The organism is Variovorax paradoxus, from assembly GCF_022009635.1.
GTDB lineage: Bacteria > Pseudomonadota > Gammaproteobacteria > Burkholderiales > Burkholderiaceae_C > Variovorax.
The window spans coordinates 4983940-5009356 of the sequence record NZ_CP091716.1; the positions used below are offsets into that span (position 1 = coordinate 4983940).

21 protein-coding genes are annotated in these 25417 nt (G+C 66.8%); 8 read left to right on the plus strand and 13 right to left on the minus strand.

Going from position 1 to position 25417, the window contains the following annotated elements; all coding sequences use genetic code 11:
• Positions 1 to 15: 15 nt before the first annotated feature.
• The 3 genes from aspT (at position 16) to L3V85_RS23020 (ending at position 4888) form a co-directional block, all read left to right on the plus strand.
• Complete coding sequence (aspT, locus tag L3V85_RS23010) at positions 16 to 1704, plus strand: aspartate-alanine antiporter (RefSeq protein ID WP_237675011.1); 1689 nt, start codon at positions 16 to 18, stop codon at positions 1702 to 1704.
• A gap of 61 nt (positions 1705 to 1765) precedes the next feature.
• Positions 1766 to 3385, plus strand: coding sequence for a bifunctional aspartate transaminase/aspartate 4-decarboxylase (locus tag L3V85_RS23015; protein ID WP_237675012.1), 1620 nt, complete (start codon positions 1766 to 1768; stop codon positions 3383 to 3385).
• A gap of 144 nt (positions 3386 to 3529) precedes the next feature.
• Positions 3530 to 4888 (plus strand): hypothetical protein, encoded by a 1359-nt coding sequence (locus L3V85_RS23020; RefSeq protein ID WP_237675013.1) that lies wholly within the window; start codon positions 3530 to 3532, stop codon positions 4886 to 4888.
• Between the two features lie 156 nt (positions 4889 to 5044).
• Here L3V85_RS23020 and L3V85_RS23025 read toward each other — a convergent pair whose 3' ends face one another.
• The 8 genes from L3V85_RS23025 to L3V85_RS23060 all read right to left on the minus strand — a co-directional run bounded on the left by L3V85_RS23025 (position 5045) and on the right by L3V85_RS23060 (position 12480).
• A complete protein-coding gene (locus tag L3V85_RS23025; protein WP_237675014.1) occupies positions 5045 to 7225 on the minus strand; it encodes a LamG-like jellyroll fold domain-containing protein in 2181 nt (726 codons plus the stop codon).
• A gap of 91 nt (positions 7226 to 7316) precedes the next feature.
• On the minus strand, positions 7317 to 8510 hold the full coding sequence (locus tag L3V85_RS23030) for an MFS transporter (RefSeq protein WP_237675015.1): 1194 nt from the start codon (positions 8508 to 8510) through the stop codon (positions 7317 to 7319).
• Positions 8510 to 9619, minus strand: coding sequence for a chorismate synthase (gene aroC, locus L3V85_RS23035; RefSeq protein WP_237675016.1), 1110 nt, complete (start codon positions 9617 to 9619; stop codon positions 8510 to 8512). The genes L3V85_RS23030 and aroC overlap by 1 nt, the downstream gene beginning before the upstream one ends.
• A 33-nt stretch (positions 9620 to 9652) precedes the next feature.
• Positions 9653 to 9838, minus strand: coding sequence for a hypothetical protein (locus L3V85_RS23040; protein WP_237675017.1), 186 nt, complete (start codon positions 9836 to 9838; stop codon positions 9653 to 9655).
• Positions 9839 to 9906: 68 nt separating this feature from the next.
• A complete protein-coding gene (locus L3V85_RS23045; protein ID WP_237675018.1) occupies positions 9907 to 10989 on the minus strand; it encodes a hypothetical protein in 1083 nt (360 codons plus the stop codon).
• A gap of 101 nt (positions 10990 to 11090) precedes the next feature.
• Positions 11091 to 11555 carry an SRPBCC family protein gene (locus L3V85_RS23050; protein ID WP_237675019.1) on the minus strand — a complete coding sequence of 155 codons (465 nt, stop codon included), beginning with the start codon at positions 11553 to 11555 and terminating at the stop codon, positions 11091 to 11093.
• Entirely contained in the window at positions 11441 to 11902 is a 462-nt protein-coding gene (locus tag L3V85_RS23055) for an ArsR/SmtB family transcription factor (RefSeq protein ID WP_237675020.1), read from the minus strand. The genes L3V85_RS23050 and L3V85_RS23055 overlap by 115 nt, the downstream gene beginning before the upstream one ends.
• A gap of 32 nt (positions 11903 to 11934) precedes the next feature.
• The gene (locus L3V85_RS23060) at positions 11935 to 12480 is read right to left on the minus strand and encodes a GrpB family protein (protein WP_237675021.1); all 546 of its coding nucleotides are present in this window, start codon (positions 12478 to 12480) and stop codon (positions 11935 to 11937) included.
• Between the two features lie 149 nt (positions 12481 to 12629).
• Here L3V85_RS23060 and pip point away from each other — a divergent pair, with 149 nt between their 5' ends.
• Positions 12630 to 13583, plus strand: coding sequence for a prolyl aminopeptidase (pip, locus tag L3V85_RS23065; RefSeq protein WP_237675022.1), 954 nt, complete (start codon positions 12630 to 12632; stop codon positions 13581 to 13583).
• Positions 13584 to 13653: 70 nt separating this feature from the next.
• The gene (locus tag L3V85_RS23070; RefSeq protein WP_081267020.1) at positions 13654 to 14076 is read left to right on the plus strand and encodes a cupin domain-containing protein; all 423 of its coding nucleotides are present in this window, start codon (positions 13654 to 13656) and stop codon (positions 14074 to 14076) included.
• A 12-nt stretch (positions 14077 to 14088) separates the two neighbouring features.
• Here the strand turns inward: L3V85_RS23070 and L3V85_RS23075 are convergent, their stop codons facing one another.
• The 4 genes from L3V85_RS23075 to L3V85_RS23090 are packed head-to-tail and all read right to left on the minus strand — an operon-like array spanning position 14089 to position 20465.
• Positions 14089 to 17049 carry a bpX6 domain-containing protein gene (locus tag L3V85_RS23075; protein WP_237675023.1) on the minus strand — a complete coding sequence of 987 codons (2961 nt, stop codon included), beginning with the start codon at positions 17047 to 17049 and terminating at the stop codon, positions 14089 to 14091.
• Positions 17033 to 18895, minus strand: a complete 1863-nt coding sequence (locus L3V85_RS23080) for a hypothetical protein (protein WP_237675024.1) — start codon at positions 18893 to 18895, stop codon at positions 17033 to 17035. Before L3V85_RS23080 ends, L3V85_RS23075 begins: the two co-directional genes overlap by 17 nt.
• The gene (locus tag L3V85_RS23085) at positions 18892 to 19344 is read right to left on the minus strand and encodes a hypothetical protein (RefSeq protein ID WP_237675025.1); all 453 of its coding nucleotides are present in this window, start codon (positions 19342 to 19344) and stop codon (positions 18892 to 18894) included. Before L3V85_RS23085 ends, L3V85_RS23080 begins: the two co-directional genes overlap by 4 nt.
• Positions 19341 to 20465, minus strand: a complete 1125-nt coding sequence (locus L3V85_RS23090; RefSeq protein WP_237675026.1) for an AAA family ATPase — start codon at positions 20463 to 20465, stop codon at positions 19341 to 19343. Before L3V85_RS23090 ends, L3V85_RS23085 begins: the two co-directional genes overlap by 4 nt.
• A gap of 273 nt (positions 20466 to 20738) precedes the next feature.
• Between L3V85_RS23090 and L3V85_RS23095 the strand changes: the two genes are divergently transcribed.
• Genes L3V85_RS23095 through L3V85_RS23105 form a run of 3 tightly spaced genes read left to right on the plus strand, consistent with a single transcriptional unit; the run spans position 20739 to position 24631 of the window.
• Positions 20739 to 23033 (plus strand): TonB-dependent receptor, encoded by a 2295-nt coding sequence (locus L3V85_RS23095; RefSeq protein ID WP_237675027.1) that lies wholly within the window; start codon positions 20739 to 20741, stop codon positions 23031 to 23033.
• A 28-nt stretch (positions 23034 to 23061) separates the two neighbouring features.
• A complete protein-coding gene (locus tag L3V85_RS23100; protein WP_237675028.1) occupies positions 23062 to 23748 on the plus strand; it encodes a Fe2+-dependent dioxygenase in 687 nt (228 codons plus the stop codon).
• A gap of 37 nt (positions 23749 to 23785) precedes the next feature.
• Positions 23786 to 24631, plus strand: a complete 846-nt coding sequence (locus L3V85_RS23105) for an ABC transporter substrate-binding protein (protein ID WP_414080240.1) — start codon at positions 23786 to 23788, stop codon at positions 24629 to 24631.
• Here L3V85_RS23105 and L3V85_RS23110 read toward each other — a convergent pair.
• Positions 24618 to 25406: an enoyl-CoA hydratase/isomerase family protein gene (locus L3V85_RS23110; RefSeq protein ID WP_237675030.1), complete on the minus strand. Its 789-nt coding sequence runs from the start codon at positions 25404 to 25406 to the stop codon at positions 24618 to 24620. The two genes, L3V85_RS23105 and L3V85_RS23110, sit on opposite strands and share 14 nt — an antisense overlap.
• Positions 25407 to 25417: the final 11 nt, after the last annotated feature.

Below are 25417 nucleotides of genomic sequence, written 5' to 3' on the forward strand. Positions count from 1 at the left end.
AAAGGACCTTGACCCATGGAATGGCTACATGAACTCTTCAAGAAGTCGCCAGAGATGGCGCTCTTTCTTTCGCTGGCGGTCGGCTACTGGATCGGCAAGATCAAGTTCGGCAAGTTCCAGCTGGGCGGCGTGGCCGGCTCGCTGCTGGTGGCGGTAGTGGTAAGCCAGGTCGGCGTGCAGGTGGACGGCGGCGTGAAGGCGGTGCTGTTCGCGCTCTTCATCTACGCCGTGGGCTTCGAGAGCGGGCCGCAGTTCTTCAGCTCGCTGGGCAGGCAGTCGATCAAGGAGATCATCCTGGCCGCGGTGATGGCGGCCACCGGCCTGGCGACGGTGGTGGTCATGGCCAAGCTGTTCGGGCTCGACAAGGGCCTGGCGGCGGGCGTGGCGGCGGGCGGGCTCACGCAGTCGGCCATCATCGGCACGGCGGGCGACGCCATCGGCAAGCTCGGGCTGGAAGCGGCCGAGACCGCGCGGCTGCAGGGCAACGTGGCCATCGGCTATGCCGTGACCTATGTGTTCGGCTCCTTCGGCGCCATCATCGTGTGCGTCAACATCCTGCCCAAGCTCATGGGCCGCACCATCCGCGACGACGCCATCGCGGCCGAGACCGCCATGCAGGCCGGCGTGAAGGTGCTGGGCCCCGACCAGGAAGAAGCGGCGCCCTCGCTGGTCGGCCGCATCTACGAGCTGACGAGCGACCCGAAGCGGACGGTGGCCGACATCGAGAACGCCAACCCGGCCACCACCATCACCATCGAGCGCGTCAAGCGCGACGGCAAGTTCGTCGAGGTGAGCCCGGAGCTGGTGCTGCGCCAGGGCGACATCGTGCTGGCCGTGGGCCGCCGCGACGCGGTGGTGGCAAACGCGCCGCTGCTGGGCAAGGAGGTGTACGCGGTCGACGGCATGGAGCTCACCATGCAGAAGCGCGAGATCGTGCTGACCAACAAGGAGTTCGAAGGCAAGACCGTCGACGTAATCCGCAAGGCCACCGCCGGCGGCGTGCGCCACGGCATCTTCGTGGTTCAGCTCAGCCGCATGGGCAAGGTGCTGCCCATGAAGCCCGACACCGTGGTGCAGGCCGGCGACCTGGTGTCGATCTTCGGCGCCGAACAGGACGTGAAGCGCGTGGCCGCCATCGTCGGCGACGTGATCGTGCCGAGCGCCAAGACCGACTTCGTCTACCTCGGCGCGGGTCTCGTGGTCGGCCTGCTGGTGGGCCTCTTGAGCGTGAAGATCGGCAACATCCCGCTGACGCTGGGCGCCGGCGGCGGCGCGCTGCTGGCGGGCCTGCTGTTCGGCTGGTATCGCGCGAAGAAGCAGACCTTCGGCGCGCTGCCGCCGAGCGCGGTGCAGCTTCTCAAGGACCTGGGCCTGGCGGGCTTCGTGGTCGTGGTGGGTCTGTCTTCGGGGCTGCAGGCGGTGCAAACCATCAAGCAGCTGGGCCTGACGATCTTCGGCGTGGGCGTGGTCGTGACCATCGTGCCGATGCTGCTGACCATGCTGTTCGGCCGCTACGTGCTGCGCTACGACAACACGGCCGTCTTCGCGGGCGCGCTGAGCGGCTCGCGCAGCGCCAACCCGGCCTTCGGCGAAGTGCTGGACAAGGCGGAGAACTCCATTCCCACGGTGCCCTTCGCCATCACCTATGCGTTGGCCAACGTGTTCCTCACGCTGCTCGGCCCGCTGATCGTCGCGCTCGTCTGAGCGCGGCGGCCACACGCGTCTTCTTGCTTTTTTCACCCCTCATCTCAACCAGGAGCTACATATGGATTTCAGCGACGTAAAGAAACTCGGCGGACTGAGCCCCTTCGAACTCAAGGATGCACTGATCGAGGTGGCCCGCCAGAGCGACCGCCTGATGCTCAATGCCGGCCGCGGCAACCCGAACTTCCTGGCCACCACGCCGCGCCACGGCTTCTTCCAGTTCGGCCTGTTCGCCATGACCGAGAGCGAGCGCTCCTACATCTACATGGAAGGCGTGGGCGGCTTCCCGCAGCGCGAAGGCATCGAGTCGCGCTTCGAGATCTTCGCCAAGGCCCACGCGGGCGAACCGGGCGTGCGCTTCATCGAGGCGGCCGTGTCTTATGTGCGCGACCAGCTCGGCCTGTCGGCCGGCGACTTCATCTACGAGATGTGCGAGGCCATCCTCGGCTGCAACTACCCGGTGCCCGACCGCATGCTGCGCCTGAGCGAGATCATCGTGGGCCAGTACATCCACAAGGAAATGATCGGCACCCACCCCTTCGTGGGCAAGTTCGACATGTATGCGGTGGAAGGCGGCACCGCAGCCATGACTTACCTGTTCAACAGCCTGCGCGAGAACCACCTGCTGCAGCCCGGCGACACCATCGCGCTGGGCATGCCGATCTTCACGCCGTACATCGAGATCCCGCACCTGAACGACTACCAGTTGATCGAGGCGCTGATCGACGCGCCGCCCGAGAACAACTGGCAGTTCACCAAGAAAGAGCTGCAGAAGCTGCTGGACCCGAAGGTCAAGGCCTTCTTCCTGTGCAACCCGAGCAACCCGCCGTCGGTGAAGATCAGCGACGAGGTGCTGGGCTACATCGCCGACATCGTGAAGCAGCGGCCCGACCTCATCATCCTCACGGACGACGTGTACGGCACCTTCGCGGACAACTTCCTGTCGCTGTTCGCGATCTGCCCGCAGAACACCATCCTCGTGTATTCGTTCTCGAAGTACTTCGGCGCCACCGGCTGGCGCATGGGCGTGGTGGCCACGCACGAAGACAACGTGCTCGACCGCAAGATCGCCGCCCTGCCCGAGGCCCGGCGCAAGGAACTCGACGCGCGCTACAGCTCCATCACCACCGAGCCGCGCAAGCTGAAGTTCATCGACCGGCTCGTGGCCGACAGCCGCACCGTGGCGCTGAACCACACCGCCGGCCTCTCGACGCCGGTGCAGGCGCAGATGGTGATGTTCTCCCTGTTCTGCCTGATGGACGAGCCCGAGGCGTACAAGAAGTCGATGAAGCACATCGTCAAGCGCCGCAAGGAGGCGCTGTACCGCGAACTCGGCCTGCCGCTGGAGATCGACCCGAACTCGGTGAGCTACTACCACCTGCTCGACCTGCAGGACATCGCCACGCAGATGCATGGCGAGCGCTTCGGCAAGTGGATCGTGACCAAGCTGCAGCCGAACGAAGCGCTGTTCCGCATCGCCGAGGAAACCAGCATCGTGCTGCTGCCCGGCCGCGGCTTCGGCGGCAAGCATGCGTCGGGGCGCGTGTCGCTGGCCAATCTCAACGAATACGACTACGCGAACATCGGGCGGTCTTTGAGGAAGCTGGCTTCGGAGTATTTCGCGTTGTTCGAGAAAGAGAACGGCAAGTCGGGTGCGGCGGGCAGCAAGAAAAAGAAATAGCAGCCCAAAGCGAGGGCGACGTTTTCTAAAGGATTACCCCACCCTCTTGGCGAACTTACATTTCTAATTTTCCGCTTACGATTTGTAGGCTGACAGCCACTTTTTCGATGGCTGCGGCATCTACAAATAAGAGGGAAATTGGTAATGAAATGGTATTCAATGGCGGCCGGTGCGGCTGTCCTCGTCGGAGGTTTGGCTGGTTGCGGCGGCGGTGGGGGCGGAGGCGGTGGGGGCCTCCCGCTACTGCCAATTGCGGCAACCGCGCTGAGTTTCAGCGTCACGGTGAACGGAAACAGTGCCACCGCCGACAGCAATGGCCAGTATTCGGCAAAGCCTGGCGATACCGTCGCGGTGATTCCGAATACAGGCGCCGACTGGACCAGCAGCTCGGCGCCCTCGGGCTCGATCAGCCTGCGCAACCCGGACATTTCGAGCGGCAAATGGTCGGCTCAACTCGTCAATTCGACCACTGCCGCCGGCGTGCTCACGATCAGCGCCAAGGCGTCGTCCAATGCGGCCCTGACCAAGGATGCGGTCTTCAAAGTCTCGGCAGGTGACGCCCGCAATGGCTCCTACAAAGTGTTTGCGAGCAATGGAACCCGGCAGGCCTTGGCGCTCAATTTCGACACGATGTCGTACGTCATGACGGACGATGCTGGTACCGCCGTCTCGGACTCGTTCAGCTCCGATCCCACCGAGGCAGGCACTTACCTGTTCAAGAGTGCCCGCAACACGGCAAAGGCCATCAACACCCGCTTCCGGATCACCACCGACACCGTCGTTGGCAGTTTCCCGTTTCAGGCCGCCAAAGTACCAGGCACCTATGCGGTCCAACCCTTCGTGGCCTCGCGTGCAATGGTGACGACGCAGTCGGCGCTCGACGGCGCGTACACGCGCATGGGCATCAATCTGCAAGCGGCTACGCGCGACTCGAACATACGCCAGGTGCAGGTTGCCAACGGGGGAACCATGCTTTACCTGTGCGACGAAATAGGCATCACCTCCATCGCGGCTTGCCCTCCCGTGTCGCTGCTGACTTACAACGTCACCGCAGGCGTCGCTCCAGACGCATGGAACATTGTCAATGTGGCAGATCCGCAGGATTCCGGCACCTTCTACATGGCTAGCGTGGCGGGAAAGAACGTCTACCTTGCGGCCGGCACCAACCTCAAGGCTCCGAATGACTCGATATTCCGCATCGGATTGTCCGAGTCGGCAGTATGGCCAGTCAGCAAGGCGAGCGGTGGCGACACCGCCGGCAACTGGGGCACGCTGGACTTCACGGCCACGACCTACACGACATTGCAGGCGCGCAGCGATGCGACGGGTTTTGGCTTCACAGCCAACCTGAGTTCGCCAAGTTCCTCGGTCTTGAACCTGCGCGTCTTCACCAGTCCGAGTTCAGCGAACTACTTTGCTTCACAAGACGGCACGCTGTCGGCAGTGTTGGGAGCACGCGCCGGTCCAGCCGCCGGCTATATCCAGATCGGCCTGATGCGCTGATCTTGCGGCTTGACGGCAAGGTGCAGGTTCGACAAATGCCCGCACCTTGCACACAGCCCGCAAATCACGAGCCGTACTGCGCTGCCCCTGTAGGCATGCGCAGCGCGGCTTTTTTTCTTTGGGTGAAATCGAAGCCGAAGCGCGACGCGAGGAAGCTCAGGATGATTTGCGCGCGGTGAGCCATTGCGAAGATGTAAGCGCTGCAGCCACCACGCGCACCTCGCCGATGTTGCCGAAGAAGCCGTCGCCCCGTTTGAGATTCCAGGAACCGCCGCCCACCACCCACTGCGATGCGGGCGAGAGCGTGGCGAGGCCCTTTGCGTTCGTCACGTTGCGCAGCACCGGCGCGCCCTCCACATACATCGTGGTGTCGTGCGACACGGGGTCGTTGACGATCGCGATGTGAATCCAGCGGTCGGCGATTACCTCGCCCGACCAGTTGGCCTTTGCTTGGGGCCCCGCGGGGCTTGGCACCACTTCCCACTGCACCTCGCGCAGGCTCGAGATGGCAAACAGCATCGGCGGCGCCTCTCCGTCGCCCGCGTAACCAGGCAGATCACCGCTGCGGCCATCGCGCGTCATGATGTTCATCCATTCGTGATTGGCCTTGGTCCAGTTCTTGTCGATCTTGATGAAGGCCTCGACCGTGTAGCCGTTCTCGAGCGTCTGCGCATTGATCGGCGCGTTTGCGTCGGTGAGGAAATAGCTCAGGCGCGGCGTGTTCTTGTTGGTGTTCAGGAAGCGCACGGAGCCCGGTGCGGCCGAGAGGTAGTGGTGGTCATCGCTCCACACGATATCGCCCTCGGCGGCACCCGTTACTGCGCCCTGGTTCAGCTTGTCGCGGTACAACGGATTCTTGCCGGTGACGTCGTCGATCCTGCTTTCCGTCGGTACCGGCTGGTTGACGGTGCCGCCGAAGAAACGCCAGTGCGCCAGCGTGTTCGCCACTTTCGGATAGTCCTCCGGGTTCGCAGCCTTTCGTGGCTCGACCGTTGCCGGTTCCTTGTAGTTGGCAAGAATCATCGCTGTGGCCTTCTCGATCAGCGAGCCGTCAACCGTCGCGCTGCCGGGGCCGAAGCTCTTGTTGAACCCCGCGAAACGCTGCGCGAAATCCATGTCGATTGCGAAGGCTTCGTTGGGCGTCTTGAGCACTGCCTGATCGAAGCTGTTGAGCGTGGCCGCCGGCTTCTGCGGCACCCACGGAGAGAACGACAGCACCTTGATCTTCTTGTTGGTGAGGTCGAACTCGTAAAGGCGCATCAGGCCGTTGCCACCCTGGTAGGCCATCTGGTAGTCGACCACCATTTCCTCGACCTTGCGGCCGAAGTTGTTGATCTTGGTGAGATGCGCGGCGCCGTGATGGTGGCCGTTGAGCGTCATGAAGATCTGGTCGTTGTCGCGGATCAGCTTGTCCCAGAGCATCTTGCCGTAGTCGGTTTCGAGCGGGCTGGTGCCATCGGCCCCGATGTTGAGCAACTGGTGGTTGACCAGGATCACGGGCAGCGTCGGGTTCTTCGCGATCATCTGGCGGGCCCATGCAATGCCCGCGTCGGACACGCGCCACGACAGCGACAGCACCATGAACTTCTGGCCCTGCGCCTCGAACACGTGGTATTCGTGGAAGCCGCTCGGGTCGCGCGCGCCGAAGGTGGCCTGTTTCTTCGCGCGGTCGGGGCCGAAGGTCCGGATGTAAGGTTCGTTGGCGGGCGTGCGGTCGGCATCGGTGCCACCCACGCGGTCGATGCTGTAGTCGATGTCGCTCAGCACGTCGTGGTTGCCGGCCAGCACGCTGTATGGCAGCTTTGCATCTTCGAGGATCTTCATGGCGGCATCGGCCACCACCCACTCGCCTGGCACCCTGACCTGGTCGACCACGTCACCCAGGTGAATGGCGAACGGGATGTTCAGCGCCTTGGCGTTGGCGGCGATCCACTTCGTCTGCGCGGCGAAGGGCGTGCTGCCGAAGCGCTTGCTGAACTGGTCGTTGTCCGCCGTGGCATAGCGAGAGTAGAACTGCGTGTCGGGCATCACGGCCAGCGCGAAGCTCGAGATCTTCGTCTCGGCAGCCGGCGCTGCGGGTGCTGGCGCGGGCGCAGGCGCAGGCGCTGGCGGCGAAGCGGGCATCGGGCCGATGACCAGCGAATCGGTGCCGCCACCGCCGCAAGCCGCGAGCAATGCGCTGCTGCCGCCGACCGTCAGGAGCGAGGCGCCGAGCTTGAGCATCTGGCGGCGCGGCGGGGTGGTGGTGTCGTTGTCGCTCTGCGGAGAAGCGTTCGATTCGGCAGGCGAGAAGATGCGCGGCGTGCGGGCGCCGCGAGAGTCGTCGGAAACGGACATGGTGAACCCGGAGGGAAATTGCGGAGCGCGCAGCGTAAAAATCCGAGGTGACGCGGGCGTGTAGAGCCCATGACACATCGTTACCCGGGCCTCAAGGCCTGCCCGCGCGCTCCAACCGCTCCAGCTTCATCACGCGCCACGCGCACAAGCTGCCGAGTACCGCCAGCGCAGCCGCCGCGGCGAACATCGTGCGATAACCGAAGGCCTGCGCCACCGCGCCGCCGAGCAGCACGCCCAGCACGCCGCCGAAGCCATAGCCGATCACCGTGAACAGCGCCTGCCCCCGCCCGCGCAACTGGCCGGGGAAGCGGCGCGACACCACCGCGATGCAGGTGGTGTGATGCGCGGCAAAGCTCAACGCATGCAGCCACTGCGCCACGATCAGTGCCACGACGAAACCGCCCAGCCCCGCGGTGAGGCCCAGCCGCGCGACGGCGGCGATGCCGCACACCAGCATCCAGCGCGGCATCGGCAGCAGCCCGATCAGCCGGCCCTGCAGAAAGAACCACACGATCTCCGCCACCACCGACAGCGCCCACAGCAGGCCGATGGTGCTCTTGCTGTAGCCGATGGAGTCGAGGTAGAGCGAGAAAAAGGCATACACCGAGAAGTGCGACATCACCTGGAAGAACAGCGCCGCGAAGAACCACCGCACCGCGGGGTTGCGCAGCACCGGCCCGATGGGCGCCTTGACCGCATCATGCGCGGCGGGCGGCTCGCGCAGGTCGGGCAGCTTCATCGTCGCGATCAGCACGATGGCCAGCGTGCCGGCGGCCCATGCGGGAAAGTGCTTCATGCCGAAGCGCTCGAACCATTCGCCCGCAACGAACACGGTGAGCAGGAAGCCCGCCGAACCGCACAGCCGGATGCGCCCGTAGCGCCCCCAATCGCCCGCCACGAGCTGCGCCATCGCGGCCTCGGTGAGCGACATCATCGAACTGGTGTGCGTGAACATCACGAGCAGCACCAGCGCGAGCCACCAGGCGCCACCGTGCCACCACAGGCCGAAGGAGCTGGCCAGCGCCACCGCCGCGCTGAAGCGCAGCAGCTTCACGCGCTGGCCGGTGTGGTCGCTCAGCGCGCCCCAGGCATAGGGCGCGAAGACACGCGTGATCGACTGCACCGAGGCCAGCAGGCTGATGGTGAAGATCGGCAGCCCCAGGTCCTTGAGCCACAGCGGCAGGTAGGGGTTGAAAAAACCGATGTGCGCGAAATAGCTGGCCGACAGACCAGCGAACGCCAGCAGATGGCCGCGCCCGGCGGCCACGGATGCCGGCGCGGACACTAGAGGAAGGACGCCTTGGGCGACGAGGCTTCGGTCTGCTGTTGCTGCTCCACATCGCCGCACTGCGCGCGGTTGCGCAGCACATGCTCCATGACCACCAGCGCCAGCAGCGATTCGGCAATGGGCGTCGCGCGGATGCCCACGCACGGGTCGTGGCGGCCCTTGGTGACGACCTCGACCGGGTTGTTGTGGATGTCGATGGACTGGCGCGGGCTGATGATCGAGCTGGTGGGCTTGATCGCGATGCTCACCTCCAGGTCTTGCCCGGAACTGATGCCGCCCAAAATGCCGCCCGCGTTGTTGCTCAGGAAGCCGGTGGGCGTGATGGAGTCGCCGTGCGTGGTGCCGCGCTGCACGACGCTGTCGAAGCCGGCGCCGATCTCGACCGCCTTCACCGCGTTCAGGCCCATCATGGCGTAGGCAATCTCGGCGTCGAGCTTGTCGTACAGCGGCTCGCCCAGGCCCACGGGCACCTTGGTGGCCGTGACGCGGATGCGCGCGCCGCACGAATCGCCGGCCTTGCGCAGATGGTCCATGTAGTCTTCCAGCGCGCTCACGTCGGCGACGGGGGCGAAGAAAGGGTTGTTGGGCACGTGGTCCCAGCTCTCGAACGGAATGGCGATTTCGCCGATCTGCGTCATGCAGCCGCGAAACACCATGCCGTACTTCTCGGCCAGCCACTTCTTGGCGACCGCGCCGGCTGCCACCGTGGGAGCCGTGAGCCGGGCCGAGGAGCGCCCGCCGCCGCGCGGATCGCGGATGCCGTATTTCTTCCAGTAGGTGAAGTCGGCGTGGCCGGGGCGGAACTGCTGGGCGATCTGCCCATAGTCCTTGCTGCGCTGGTCGGTGTTCTGGATCAGCAGCGCGATGGGCGTGCCGGTGGTCTTGCCCTCGTACACGCCGGAGAGGATCTGCACCGCGTCGGGCTCGTTGCGCTGGGTGACGTGGCGGCTGGTGCCGGGGCGGCGGCGATCCAGGTCGGCCTGGATGTCGGCCTCGCTGAGTTCCATGCCGGGGGGGCAGCCGTCGATGACGCAGCCGATGGCCGGGCCATGCGACTCGCCGAAATTGGTGACCGCGAAGAGTGTTCCGAAGGTGTTGCCGCTCATGGCGAGGATTATCCCTACAAAGCGGCGCCCTCCTCAGTCGGTCGTGTTTTCCATGCGCTTGGTGAGCACGCCCAGTTGCAGCTCGATGGAGAACAGCCGCTCGTTCAGCACCGCCGTCTGGAGCCGGATCGCCTCGATGATGGCTCGGGTCTGCGGGTCCGGGGCGTTGTCGCAGAGTTCGGCCAGGTCGTGCAGCTTCTTGCGCAGTTCATTGCTCATGGAAGGCTCCGGTGATCGATCGCGTCGTGGGAGCCGCCAGTATGGGGTTTCGTCAGCGCTGCGGCAAACTACTTTCGCGCCGAAGTGCCTTCGGACCGAAAGGTCCACATCACCACGTCGTCCTTCTTCAAGACAAGGCGAGTGACTTGCTGCTTTGCATCTTTTTGGGAAGAGCCTGCTCCCGATCTCTCCACGACCATCTGGGCGCCGATTCGGGAGCGGATCGTCACATCCCGGAGGATGCCGACGGAATCCGATGAAGAGGTCGAGCAACGCAAGTCACTCGAGGAGGTCATTGGCAGCGAACGGCACACGTCGGCCTTGACCAACAGGTCTACGTTCTTCATTTCGCCGAAACCGAGTATGCGGATGGTACTTACTGGGATTTCGAAGAAGTTTCCTGTGAGCAGCGTCAACACCAAGAGCATTACCGAAGCCGCAATCGGAGCGAAGAACCACGCCTGTTTGATGGACAAATGGGCCGTCGCGATATTCAGCCCGATCAGCAAGAAAACCCAAACTGAAACCATGGCAAGAATCAGCCACGAAGGATGATCACTGCCAGCGGAAAAACGCAGTGCTATTTGGAGGGCCATGAAGATGCCAATAATCCAGGCAAACGCACTGAAACTGAGCAGGAAGATGCTCTCGAGCCCGGCGCCTCCGTCAACCTTGGCTTCAGCAAGATGAGCTGATTTTTCACGAGCTTTGCTTAGATTGAAAACTCGCCAAAAAACCGCGACTACAGGCACAGTAAAAAATACCGGGATCGCGTAACTGGAAAACCATGCGAATTTCTCCCCGTACATCCAGGCACCAGCGACGACCACAATCGGAAAAATAACGCCCGCCGCAGCAATGGTCGAGAGAGTTCCCTTGTCCGGAGGCAATCCAGACGCATGCAGGGCGTACTGAGTCGCAACGCCTGGCAGCACCGCGATCAACACAAAAGCGGTGATGGTTCCGAGACCAACCAACGCAACTGCAGATAGCAACGCCGTCGAACTGGCCAAGTCCACATCCGGCATGAACCCGATGCGAATGAAAAAGGCCAAGACAAACAACCCGCCAACCGTCAGAACGGCGGTCGCAAAAGTCTTGATCGGATTCGCAAGAATGAAATCTCGAAATGGCTTTTTCTCGGCGGTCATTGGTCAATGGACAGGCAGTTCTTTGCCCGACGATACCTGCTCGAGCGCCCAAATCAGTCAGTCATTTCATTTCGACCACTACCGCGGGCCTTCCATGATTCTCAGGCGGTCAGCAGCACCCAGCTTTCGAGCTTGACCAGCGCACCGCTCCAGCCATGGTGATGCGCGTCGCGCGCGGCCTCGTCGAAAAACTGCTCGTGCAGCAGCACCAGTTCGCAGCCTTCGGCATCGGGTTCGATGCGCAGGGTGACGCGCGACTCGCGCTCCGGCGTGCTGCGCCAGGCCCAGCTGAAGACCAGCTTGCGATTGGGCACCACCTCGAGATAGATGCCGCTCACGTCGTGCGTCTCGCCGTCGCCGGCCTGCATGACCACGCGGAAGCGGCCGCCCACGCGCAGGTCGACCTCGGCGACGGGAACCGCGACGATTTCTTCCGGCCCGAACCAGAGCTTCAGCGCTTGCGGATCGGTCCAGGCGCGCCAGACTTTTTCGGGCGCGACGCGGTAGTGGCGACGGAGGGTGAGCGCGGGGCGCTCTTCGCTGTCTCGGGTGGAAGGTTTAGCCATTCGGTTTCCTCCTGCTGGTAGAGAAAGCGGGCCAAGGCGTCGAGGCGCCCGGTCCAGAATTTCTGATAGCGCGACAACCACACGGCGGCCTCCTGCATGGGCCGGGGCGACAGCTCGCAGCGCACGATGCGGCCCTCTTTCGTGCGCGAGATCAGGCCGGCGTCTTCGAGCACGCGCAGGTGCTTCATGAAGCCGGTGAGCGACATGCCGTGCGGCTCGGCCAGTTCGGTGACGCTGAGGCTGCGCTCGCCCAGGGTTTCGAGCACGGTGCGGCGCGTGGCGTCGGAAAGCGCGGCGAAGACGGCGTCGAGGGTGTCGGAATCCGGATGAGCGGTTGAGTGAACCATGTGGTTGAGTATCTGGAAGGCTCGCGGACGCGTCAACCCCGCGACGCCCGCTCGATCTGCGCATGAATCTCGCGGATCACGGCTTCCTTTTCGCGGTTGTAGATCTCGGGGTTGACCGCATCGATCGCATGCGCGCGGTCCTTGGCTTGCTCGTAGCTTTTTCGCAGGTCCGGACGACGCGCGAGGATCTCCATGAACGCCAGCGAGTCCTTGTGGACCGGATCGCCGCGATGGCAGATGTGGATGTTGACGTTGAACACGCGCCCGTCGTGCCGGACGCTGGCGCAGACATAAGGTTTCTCGTCCCTGTCGACCCACACCGCGCGCCGATGAAACCCGAGTGCTTCGAACGACTGCTGCTCTGCGCGCAGGTCTTCCCTGCTCGTGATGGCCGCGATGTCCACCATCGGTTTGCCCCGCAAGCCGATGATCGCGGTGCTTCCGATGTGGACGAGTTCCACGCCGCTGTGGCGTTGCTCAACATGCCGCTGCACTTGCGCGAACACCTCGGCGTACACGGGGTCGTAGGGCAGGATATTGCGGTGCTCCAGGCCCTCGTCGAATCGGCTGACGTTCATGGTGCCTCCGTGCGGGTCTTGCGTTCCAGGCTGCTGCCGGACAACTTTAGCCGCGAGCAGGCCCCTTGGTGCCTTTGCAGGACACAGGGCGCCGGACGCTATGCTCGTCTTCGACCCACCGACCGGCACCCGACGAAGGAGAACCATCGATGCCCGACCTGCGCCAGCTGTATCCCCCGATCGAACCCTACGAGACCGGCATGCTCGACGTGGGCGACGGCCACCGCATCCGCTACGAGCGGGTGGGCACGCCCGGCGCCAAGCCGGCGTTGTTCCTGCACGGCGGGCCCGGCGGCGGCATCTCGCCCGACCATAGGCGGCTGTTCGATCCGGCGCGCTACGACCTGATGCTGTTCGACCAGCGCGGCTGCGGCCTGTCGGAACCGCACGCGGGCCTGGAGGCCAACACCACCTGGCACCTGGTGGCCGACATCGAGCGCCTGCGCGAACGCGCCGGTGTCGACAGCTGGCTGGTGTTCGGCGGCTCCTGGGGCTCCACGCTCGCCCTCGCCTATGCGCAGAAGCACCCCGAGCGCGTGAGCGAACTGGTGCTGCGCGGCATCTACACCGTGACGCGCGCCGAACTGAACTGGTACTACCAGTTCGGCGTGTCGGAGATGTTCCCCGACAAGTGGGAGAAGTTCCAGGCCCCGATTCCCCAAGCCGAGCGCGGCGACATGATCTCGGCCTACCGTAAGCGGCTGACCGGCGACGACCCGGTGGCACGCCTCGAAGCGGCGCGCGCCTGGAGCGTGTGGGAGGGCGAGACCATCACCCTGCTGCCGAGCACGGCGCTTGCCGAAACGCATGCCGGCGACCATTTCGCGCTGGCCTTCGCGCGGCTGGAAAACCACTACTTCGTGCACGACGCCTGGCTCGAAGAAGGCCAGTTGCTGCGCGATGCACACCGCCTGCACGGCATTCCCGGCGTGATCGTGCACGGCCGCTACGACATGCCCTGCCCCGCCCGCTACGCCTGGGCGCTGCACAAGGCGTGGCCACAGGCCGAGTTCCACCTGATCGAGGGCGCGGGGCATGCCTACTCGGAGCCCGGCATCCTCGATCGGCTGGTGCGCGCGACCGACGGTTTCGCGGGGCGTTGAGCCCGGCTTCGCGGGAACGCTTTATGCGTGCTGCGGCGCAGCACACATCACCCCCGCGAAGGAGCGCCCCATGCTGGACCGTACCGCCACCCAGTTCTCCCACGTCAAGCCCGGTGACACCGAGTTCGTCTCGGGCGGCTTGCGCGACTTCTTCCTCTACCGCGACCTGGGCATCGCCGAAGCCACCAACGGCAAGGTGATCGCGCACCTCGTCAAGGCCAACATGGCACCGGAAACGGGCACCGGCTGGCACCGCCACGAAGCGGACTTCCAGATCGTGATCATGGTCAAGGGCTGGGCCCGATTCATGTACGAGGACAAGGAAACGCTGGTCGAGGCCGGCGACGTGGTGCACCAGCGCCCGGGCATCCGGCACTTCCTGTTCGACTACTCGCCCGACATGGAGTACCTGGAGATCGTCTCGCCGGCGGACTTCAAGAGCATCGACGTCGAGCCGGTCTGCGAGATTCCGCCGCCGACGCCCTGGAAGTAGCAGCCTGCCGACTCAGCGGATGGCGAAGCCCGCCGCCGTGCTGCGCGCGGTGTCGAGGTGCAGCACGCGGCCCTGGTCGTCGAACAACAGCCAGCCGTCGGGCACCGCGCGTGCTTGCACCTGTGCCGCGGCGGGCCAGGAAACCCTGGCGCCGAGGCTGCCGCCGCGCAACTGGTGCAAGAACACGTCGCAGCTCGCATCGAACCGGCGCAGCACCATCCAGTCGCTGTCGATCCACGCCTGCACGCGGCCGGCATCGGTGGTGACGAAACGAAGGCGGCCGGTCATTCCTCCCTGGCCCAGCCAACGCAACTCGAAGCTGCCGTCTTCCTGCGGTTCGCCGCTCAGGCTCAGCGGCGTCAGGTGCGGATGCAGCATTCGCCGCGACATGGCACCCGGCGAGACGGTCAGCGGCTCGCGGTTCAACAGGCGCCGCTGCGGGCACTGGTAGCGCCAGAGGCTCGGCCCATGCATATCGTCGTCGACGATGAACTGCTCCATCTCGCGCGTGGCCGACAGCTCGGTCACCACGCCGGGCAGGTCGTTCACCTGCCAGAGCACGTCGCGCAGCGAGCGGCCCGTGTCGATCACCTGCACGCGCCGGCCGCGCGCCACGGTCCAGCCGATGCCGTCGAACTCGCCGGCGAAGTGGTCGATCTCGCTCAGGCCCAGGTCGCTCACCTGCCGCTGCACCAGGTCGATGCGGCTCACGCGCCACAGGCCGTCGCGCTGCGCGAGCGCCAGCGCGAGTTGACCGCTGTGCGCCACCACCAGGCGGTAGGCCGGCACGGCAAAGCGCGCGAGCACGCGGCCGGTGGCGTCGGTCATGAGCGCGCCGGCCTCGCCGGTGGCGACGAGATAGCGGCCCTCGTCCAGCAGCACGGCGTCGAGCGCCGGGTGGGAACCCGCAGTGGGCGCCTCGACGCTCAGCAGCGCCGGCTGCTTGAGGAGCGGCCTGGCCTCGGTGCCGGGCAGCTCGCCGCCTGGAAGATCGGCCTGCAGCAGGGTGTCCGGATTCAGCCGCATCAGCGACTGCATCGTTTTCTTGTCGAACCGGCCCCGCCCTTGCGACTGATCGGCCAGCAACGCGGGCATGAGCACTGCCACCAGCCCGCGCGAGGCTTCGGTGTGGCCCGTTGCCGCGTTCAATGCGGCGGCCAGCGCCGCGCGTTCGCCGTGCAGTAACGGATCGTCGCGCAGCGACTGCAGCCGCGCCGCGCAGGCCTGCAAGGTGTCGGGCAGCAACAGCGCGCGCTGGACCAGCGCACGGGCGGCCAGTTGTCCACCCGCGGCCTCCGCGGCCAGCAGCCAGTCAGCGGCCTGCTCGCGCAGCGCGGCCACCGGCCACACCGCATCGACGGCCTTGAGCCACTCGCCCTGCTGCGCCAGCGCCTGGCCCCATTCCTCGCGCAGCCGGTTGGCGGCGTCGGGCCAGCGGTCGTGCATCTGCAGCACGGCGCTGGCGAATGCGTTGTCGCGCCGTGCCACCGCCAGCGCGCGGCGCCAGTCGCCGGACAGGCACAGCAGGCGCACGATGACCGCAGGCGGCCAGTCCCAGGCCAGCGCGAGTTCGGCGGCCTGCGCGTGGCGCTGGTGCTTCTCCAGGTAGTCGAGCGCCTCCTGCCGCGCCTGCAGCAGCTCCGCCAGCACGAACACGGCCTCGTCGACGCGGCCTTCGCGGTCGAGCTTTTCGAAGGTCTTGCGATACAGCTGGCGCAGGTGGGCCTCGAACTCATTGCCGAGATTGATGCTGGTCCCTTGCCCCAGCGAACCGCTGAGCGACAGGTCGCTGCGCGGCCCCGGCGTACCGAAGGCCTGCCCGAGCGACTGCATGTCGCCGCCCAGCGGGATCGCATGGCGCAGCGCCTGCTCGAGATTGCCGTCGTCGAACATCTTCAGCATGCGGCTCAGATATGCGGCCTGCTGGCGGCCGAGCAGGCGCGACAGCCGCGAGGTGATCGCCAGGCGTGCCATCCAGTCGCGCCAGCGCGAACGGCCCGGCTGCGCGGTGCCGCGTTGCTTCAACGGTGCCGACGACGGCGCGGCTGGGCGCGGCGGCGGCACGGGCCTGGGCTGGGCGCGGCGCGACGCGCGGCCTACCTCGCGTTCATTCCTGCGCAAGCCCCACCACGCCAGCAGCAGCACGAGTGCGAGCACGATCAGCGAGACCCACGGCGAGGACGCATCGACCTGCGAGCTGGCCACGTGGGTCCTGGCCGGCGCTCCCGACGGCGGAACGGTCGACGAGCCCGACAGTCCGTAGAACAACGCACGCGCCAGGAACAAGGCCGCCGCGATACCAGCCAGCCACGCCACCACGCGCATCGATATGCCCGCTCCGCCACCGCGATGGGTGCTGCCGGAGCTGATGCGCGGCCCGGTATCGATCTGCCCGAGGGCCTTCTCTCGCTGGGCGCGCTCGGTCATGACCTTGAGAAACTCCGCCTGCGCCGCACTGGCAGGCGGCACGGCGTCGCCGAGCACCTCGCGCAGCGTGCGTCCGTCGGTATTGAGCACGACGGGCTCGGGCAGGGTCTCGCGGCAATCGAAGGTGTCGAACAGCATCGGACCGGTCGCCAGCCACAGCGACGGATCGAGCGGCTCGGCCTGCGCGAGCCGCAGCGTCAGCACCTCGCCGCCGTTCACCAGCCAGAGGTCGGCCGGCGGCAGTTCGGCGCGCTCGGCGGGGTCGAGTTCGGCGGAGCAAAGCGCCTGCCCCTCGCGCCGCAACGGCCAGCCGATGGCGTGGTCGCAGTCGAGCGACACTGGCGCCGCGAAGCACAGCAGCTCGCCCTCGGCGAAGCGGAACGCCTGCGCGCCGGCGTGCCAGGCATCGACGATGCGGCAGGCACGCGCAGCCTCGTCGAGCCAGTCCGACGGAAACCAGAGCCCGGCCGCCGGCTGCCGGCCCTTGAGCAGCGGATGGCGCACCTGCGCGGCGGGCATTGCCCTGAACTCAGGCGACGTCAGCATCGCTTTTCGCTCCTTCGCCATGCAGCACCGCGCGCAGCGCCCGCTGGGGCACCGCGTAGACGATGATTTTCTTGTGCACCGTCAGCATGACGGCCAGGCCGGTGCAGAGGCACACGCTGATCCGCTCGATGCGCTCGGGCGCCTTGTAGATGGTTTCGGTGCCGGCCTGCGAATGCAGGTCCAGCCCGTCGAGCGACGGCGACAGGCTTAACAGCGCGTAGCGGTTGTGCGTGCTGTCGTCGATCAGCGCCTCGGCACGCGGAGCGCGCAGCTCGAAGGTCTTCCACTTCTGCGGATACACGCCATGCCGACCGCCAGCGGACGCCGGATCGGGTTGGTGAATGCGCCAGACATCGTGCGGCTCGGTCGCGATGCGCAGCGCCATGCCCCCCACGCCGCTGCGCCACTGCCAGCCGTTGGCAAAGAGCACCCGTGTTTCGGCGACGCGGGCTCCGATCACCTCGATCGACGCCGGGCCGCCTGTTGCACCCAGGCGTCTCAGCACCACCTGGTTGTCGTGGACGGCCGCGTAGACCACGCCCAGCTCGGACCACTGCAGCATGCCGACGACCTTGCTCTCGACCAGCGTCGGCGCGCCGGCCTCGGGGTTCGGCTTGACGCCGGGCGTCATGTTCCAGATCACGAGCTTGCCGTCGCGGTCGATCATGCAGACGCGCTGGTGCTCCCTGTCATGCAGCCACGCGGAAGACAGCCAGACCGCCAGCCCCGGCGGCGCACGGAACTCCTGTGCATCGGGAGCGACGAAGTTGCCGAGCCCGGGCACCTGCCAGAAGTACATCGAGCGTTCGTAGCTCAGCAGCGCACCGATGCGCTTGCCCAGGAGCATGACCGAGAGCGGTACGAACATCTGGCCCCAGTACTGGTACTTGGGCTTGGCGGCCTTGCGCTGTCCGTCGACCGGCACGGCGAACACCAGCAAGCCGGGCTCGTCGAGCAGTTGCACCGCCACGTGCGTGCCGATTGGCGAGATGAGCGGCGGCCGCTGCAGCGAAATCCGCCCGCGGTGGCGTCGGTGCAGGTCGACAGGCGCCCTTTGCGTGAACTCGCCGCGCAGCAGCGGCACACCCGCCTTCGCCGACGGAAGCGGCAGCTGCGCGCGGCGCAGTCCGCCGCGATCGCTCAGCACCACTTCGAGCACGTCGCCAAGCACGGCGCGCTGCAGGCACACGCGATGGCTGGTCCAGCGCACGTTCGCGGGTTGCTCCGCCGGCGCTGCGCCGACGAGCCAGCTCTCGCCCGGCACGTGGTCCAACCCGTCCAGCACCTCGCGCCAGGCGCTCGCGTGCGCGGGGGTGCCGACCTCGAAGTCGCGCGCCCTGAGCAGCGAGCGCAGTTGTTTCGCATCGTCGGCGCCGTCCAGGCCGCCGGGCAACTGCAGCACGCCCCACTGGAACACGCCGCCCATCTGTTGTGCGCGCCGGGCCAGCAGGATCCAGAGCGCGAGTTGCCCGAGCCTTGGCGCACCGAATTGCAGCGGCCCGGCGTCGAAGATCGCGACGATGCTCTTCTGGGCTTCGCGCGCCCGCGGGCGTGGCGCCAGGAACAGATGCTCGCTGGAGGCGGCGCGGCGCAGAAACTCGTCGGGCAGCTCATCAGCCAGCAACCACTCGGTGGCAAGCAGACGCTCGTAGGGGCCGCGGCGGCGCAGATCGTCGAGCCCGTCGGGCTCCGGCACGCCGCCGCGCGTCTGGCCTCTGAAGCGGCCCAGCAGCGGCTGCATGCGCTGTACCAGCGCGCCAAGCTCGGCCGCCATCTCGGGCGTGAACCATGCGAGCCAAGGGCTCCAGGGCCTCAGCGCGTCTGGGAGTTCGGTGCTCGTGCTCATGCGCGCGTGCCGCCCCAGTGCGTGCCGATGCGCGCGAGCAGCGCGGCCGACAGCGGCAGCAGCCGGTCGAGCGGCAGCACGAATGCGGGACGGGGCCAGAGCAGCAAAGGCTGGCGCTTCGGATGCTCGCGCTGCAGCCGCCGCGCGATCAGGTCCAGGGGCAGGTCTGGCTCCTCGACGGTGGGCAACCACAGGCCCGGCGCTTGGCCGGCCGGCCCCGCGTAAGCCACGCCGTCGACCCAAGGCAAGGCGTCGGCGTTGCCGGTCACCACCAGCAGGTCGCGCCCGGCCATGGCGCTGAGCTCGGTTTGCTGCTCCGGCGCGATTTGTTGCAGCCGCGCATGCAATGCGCGCGCCGCCGTGCCCCATGCCACCGCGGCTTGCGCAGGCAAGGGATCGGCGCGCGGGCGCCAGCGCCATTCGAGCGGCGTCACTGCTCCACCGCTCATGCGGGGGCGCCCAGGCGGTCGACGAGTTGGGTGCGCAAGGCGGTCAGGCTCTCGGGCAGCAGCTCGCTGCTGAAGTTGGCGTCGATCTCACGCAGCACGCTTTCGGCTTGAGTGCGAGCCGATGCAGGCTCCGCCGCGAGGCATGCACGCGCGGACTCCGCCAGCCGCACGGCGCGCGACAGCGGCTGCAGCGTGGCCTCTTCCACCGCGCTCAGCAGGTGCGGGTGCGTGGCGTTGGCGAAGACATCGCGCAGCACGTCGCGCGCGCTCTGCTGCGCCTCTTGCGTGGGCAGCACGTAGAGCAAGGGCCAGAGATCGGCCTCGGTGGTCTCGAGCCGGCCCGCCAGCACGGCCGCCGCGGCCAGCAGGCGTTGCGACTTCACGATGCGCCGGTCCGACAGTTGCACGCCTGCCTGGCGAAGCTTGCGGATCGCATTGGCCAGTGCCGGTTGCACGCCGCCAAGGTCGACCTGTCGCAATTGCCGGCACAGCACGTCGAGGTCGGCCAGCGCGCCGCCCGTGGCCACCGGCGCGTGGTCCGACTGCCAACCGCCGCTCAGCATGGCTTCGAGCTGGTGGTCGGGCAAGGGCTCGATGAAGACGTGCAGCAGGAAGCGGTCGCCGAAGGCGGCCAGTCCCTCGTCGTCGGGCAGCGCGTTCGCGGCGCCGACGCACACGCGCAGCGGGCAATGCAGCTGCGTGTGCCCGCGCCGGAAGCGCCGCTCGTTGAGCACGCCCAGCAGCGTGTTGAGGATGGCGGTGGAACCGAGGAATACTTCGTCGAGAAAGGCCACGTCGGCCTCGGGCAGCATGCCGCTGACGTCGGTCTCGACGGTGCCCGCGCGCAGCTTGTTGAGATCAACCGGGCCGAACAGCTCGGACGGCTCGGTGAAGCGGCCCAGCAGATATTCGAAGTAGCGCCCGCCCAGGCTCTGCGCCACGCGCCGCACCACCGCGCTCTTGGCCGTGCCGGGCGGGCCGACCACGAGCAGATGCTCCTGCGCCACGGCCGAAAGCACGATCAACTCCGCCAGTTGCTCGCGGCCGATGAGACCGGTTGTGGCGGCGCGAATCGCCTGGCGCACATGCTCTGCGGAAGTCTGGAGAGAGTTGGAAGTCATCGAGGAAAAAGCGGTCTGCTGAACGTCAACGGGCCCACAGTGTGCCGCAGAGGCGTTACAAAAAGCTGCGGCGCGGCCCGTCCAACGCCTTCGAAGCTGTCTGAGACCTGACCTGTAAGGTAAAGAAATCCCGCTGTATCGCCCGCCAAACACCTGCCCAACAAGTCCTTCAAATAAGATTCATTCGCGGTAAGAATTTCCGTCGGTGGTGCTTTTGTTTGCATCACACAGGCCGGGCCCAGTTGCCCGCGCACCCCCTTCGGAAAGCTCGCAATGACCCGTTTCTCGTCCTCCACGCGCCGCCGCACGCCGGTTGCGCTCGCACTCATCGGCCTCGTCTCCTCGCTGCCCGCCGCGTTCGCGCAGCAGGCCGTGCAACCGGCTGCGCCAAGCAGCACCGCAAGCTCGCCCGCCCCCGGCACTTCCGTGCCGACCACGCTGCGCGAAGTCCAGGTGCAAGGCGCGCAGGACAAGACCGGCTTCGGCGCCAACCCCTCGACGATCAGCCGCCTGCCGGCCGACCTGCGCGACGCGCCGCAGTCCATCACCGTGATCAACCAGGCCGTGATGCAGTCGCAGGCCGCGACCTCGCTGGCCAGCGCGCTGCGCAACGTGCCGGGCCTGACCATCGGCGGCGCCGAAGGCGGGCAGATCGGCACCAACATCAACCTGAACGGTTTCTCGGCCCGCACCGACCTGTACCTGGACGGCGCGCGCGACCGCGCCCAGTACTACCGCGACACCTTCGCCCTCGAGTCGGTCGAGGTGCTCATGGGCCCCTCGTCGATGCTGTTCGGCCGCGGCTCCACCGGCGGCATCATCAACCAGGTGACCAAGAAGCCGTCGCTCACGCCCGCGGGCGAAGTGTCGGTGTCGGCCAGCACCACGGGCCTGGTGCGCTCGACCGTCGACATCAACAAGCCGCTGTCCGACACCTCGGCCTTTCGCATCGCGGCCATGGGCCAGCAAGGCGACGCCAGCACGCGCGAGCAGACCAAGCTGAAGGACTTCGGCCTGGATGCCTCGCTCAAGTTCGGCATCAACACGCCGACGCAGGTCACGCTGTCGGCGCTGGTGCAGCACAACCGCGACCAGCCCGACTACGGCGTGCCGCCGCTGAACGGCCACCCGGCGAAGGTCGATCGCGACCAGGCCTACGGCTTCAGCGACGACCGCACCATCTCCGATATCCAGGCCTTCAGCGCCCTGGTGCAGCACAAGATCACGGCCGACACCTCGATCCGCAACCAGACCCAGTACAACGACGTGACCACCGACGCGCGCGAGACCGCGCCGCAGTCCATCGGCACGCTGTCGTCGAAGAACGTGTTCACGCCCTTCTCGACCGGCACCACGGCCGTGCCGGCAGCTGCGTTCTCGTCGCTGCCGCTGGACACGCTGTGGGTGCGCCAGCAGAGCCATGACCGCACGATCCACGACAAGTCGCTGTTCAACCTGACCGAGCTCAGCACCAAGTTCAACACCGGCTCGGTCAAGCACTCGCTGCTCGTGGGCCTCGAGCTGGGCCACGACACCTACGAGAACCAGGCCTACTACCGCAACGGCACCTGCAACGGCGTGGCGCTGAACCCGGCGGGCGGCACCAGCGGCTATGCCGCCTGCTCGCCGCTGCTTGCGCCCTACCAGGGCAACACGCCGAGCACCGCGCCCAGCCTGCCCGGCAACCTCGCCACCGCCAGCGCCACCACGGTGGCCGGCTACGTGAACGACACGATCGAACTCAGCCCGCAGTGGAAGCTGGTGGCCGGCGTGCGCCAGGACCACTACCGCGCCAGCATCTTCAACAGCATTCCCTCCGCCACCACGCTGGCCTCCGAAAGCCAGACCGTCGACTTCACCAGCGTGCGCGCCGGCGCCATCTGGCAGCCCACGCCAGAGCAGTCGTACTACGTGTCGTACAGCACCTCGTTCAATCCCTCGCTCGAGCAGCTGGTAGCCACCACCGGCGGCACGCAGCCGCTGCCGCCCGAGAAGAACAAGGCCTACGAACTCGGCGGCAAGTGGGACCTGAACGACGGCAATCTCTCACTGACGGCCGCCGCGTTCCAGATCACGCAGACCAACGCCCGCGCGCAGAACAACGACGGCACCTACAGCGCGACCGGCACCATCCGCGTGAACGGCGCACGCGCAGGCATTGCGGGCCGCGTGACCGACAAGCTGCAGCTCTTCGGCGCCTATACGCACCTGGACGCGACCATCGTCGACGGCATCGCCCCCGGCACGCTCGGCAAGATACCCGCCAACACGCCGAAGGACGCGGCCAGCCTGTGGGCCACCTACGCCATCACGCCCGAATGGGAAGTCGGCGGCGGCACCACCTACAGCGCGAAGCGCTACGCCAACAACACCGACCTGGTGGAGGTCGGCGGCTACGTGCGGCTCGATGCGATGGTGGCTTACCATCAGCCCAAGTACGACATCCGGCTGAACCTGTTCAACCTGGCCAACCGCCACTACTACGACGCGCTGATCCCCTCGGACGGCGGCCGCGCGGTGCCGGGCTCGGGCCGGGCCGCCACGCTGACCTTCACCTACCGCCTCTGAGCCCGCAACCGAAGAAAGAAGCTACGCCATGCTGGTCTGCATCCCCGGTGTACTCGACCGCGACGCGCTCGCCGCGGTTCGCGCGCGCCTCGATGCGGCCGGCGACGCCTGGGTCGACGGCCGCGTGACGGCCGGCCACCAGGGCGCGCCGGTCAAGTTCAACCAGCAGATCGACGAAGGCTCGGCGGTGGCGCACGAGTGCCAGTCGATCATCGCCGGCGCGCTCGAGCGGCATCCCACCTTCATCAGCGCGGCGCTGCCGAACCTGCTGTATCCGCCGATGTTCAACCGCTACAGCGAAGGCATGCGCTTCGGCCTGCACGTGGACGGCGGCGTGCGCATCGACCCGCGCACCGGCCGCAAGCTGCGCACCGACCTCTCGGCCACGCTGTTCCTGTCGGATGCCGACAGCTACGACGGCGGCGAGCTGCAGATGGAAGACACCCACGGCATGCAGACCGTGAAGCTCGCGGCCGGCGACATGGTGCTCTACCCCGCCACCAGCCTGCACCAGGTGACGCCCATCACGCGCGGCGTGCGCGTGGCCTGCTTCTTCTGGGTGCAGAGCCTCGTGCGCGACGCGGGCGACCGCGCGCTGCTGTTCGACATGGACAACGCGATACAGCGGCTCAACCAGAGCGGTGCCGACGAATCGGCGCGCCGCACGCTGGTGGGCACGTACCACAACCTGCTGAGGAAGTGGAGCGACACCTAGCCAGCCGCGATAGCCAAGGAGACACGGCCAGATGATGATGAAGAAGAACATGCGCTTCGAACCCTTTGACCGACGCCTCTTCTTCGCTGCGAGCGGCCTCCTCCTGGCGGGCTGCGCCGACCTCGCGCCCCAGCGAAAAGCCGAGCAGGAAGCCGAAGCCCGCGACCAGCTCGGCGCCACCGGCAAGCTGCGCGCCGCCATCAACCTCGGCAACCCGATTCTTGCCAGCCGCCCAGCGGGCGGCGCGCTGTCCGGCGTTTCGGTCGACCTCGCACGCGAGGCCGCGCGCCAACTCGGGCTGCCCGTCGAACTCGTGCCCTTCAACTCCGCCGGCAACGTGGTCGAGGCAGTCAAGACGCGCCAGGTCGACCTGGCCTTCGTGGCCATCGACCCGGTGCGCGCAGCGGACATGGAATACACCGCGCCCTACGTCGTCATCGAGGGCTCCTATCTCGTGCGCAACGACTCCCCGCTGCAGAGCAATGCGCAAGTCGACCGCGCCGGCCAGCGTGTCGTCGTGGGCCGGGGCAGCGCCTACGACCTGTTCCTCACCCGCGAGCTGAAGGCCGCCACGCTGGTGCGCGCGCCGACTTCTCCGGCGGTCACCGACCAGTTCCTCTCGCAGAACCTCGAAGTGGCGGCCGGCGTGAAGCAGCAGCTGGAAGCCGACGCCCGGCGCGTGGGCGGCGTGCGCCTGCTACCGGGAAGGTTCATGGTCATCGAACAGGCCATGGGCGTGCCGAAGGGTCGGCTCGCCGCGCAGGCGTGGCTGAGCAGCTTCATCGAAGAGATGAAGGCCTCGGGCTTCGTGGCGGAGGCCTTGAAGCGGCATGCCATCGAAGGCGCCACGGTGGCGCCGCCCCGCGCCGTCAGCGCCCGATAAAGCGCGGCGCCCGCTTCGCCATGAAGGCGGCCACGCCTTCGCGCGCATCCGCGCTGCCGGCACGCTCGCGCAGCAGTTTGCGCTCCATCGCCAGGTGTTCTTCGAAGGGTCGCCCGGGCGCGCCTGCGCACAGGGCCTTGATGCCGCCGAACGACGCGCTGGCGCCCCGGGCCAGCCGTACGACGAGCGCCTCGCTGGCGGCGGCAAGCTCGGCATCCGCATGCAGCGCATCGACCGCGCCCCACGCGAGGCAACGCTGGCTGTCGATGGCATCGCTCAGCATCAGCAACTGCTGCGCACGCACGGGCCCGACGCGGCGCGCGAGGAAGTAGGAAGCTCCGGCGTCAGGCGACAGCCCGATGGCCGCGTAGCCCGTTCGCAGCTTCATCGATTCGGCCGCCAGCACGAAGTCGCCGCACAAGGCGAGCCCCACGCCCGCACCGCCCGCCGGTCCGTTCACAGCCACCACCAGCGGCGCCGCGTTTGTCGAAAGCCGCAGCAGCGCGGGGTGCAAGGGTTCGAGGATGTCGTCCACCAGCGCGGGCAAGCCTTCGCCCGCCGCCACGAACTCCTCTATGTCGCCACCCGCGCAGAACACGCGTCCTTCGCCGGTCAACAAGATCGCGCGCGGCTTGCGGGCTAGCACTTCGTCGATGGCGTGCACCAGCGCGCGGCTGCTCTTCAGCCCCAGCGCGTTCGCGCGCTCAGGGCGCTTGAGCACGATGCGGCCTATGTCATCCGATATTTCCCAGCCGACGCCTTCTTCCGTGTTCATCTCTGTTGCTC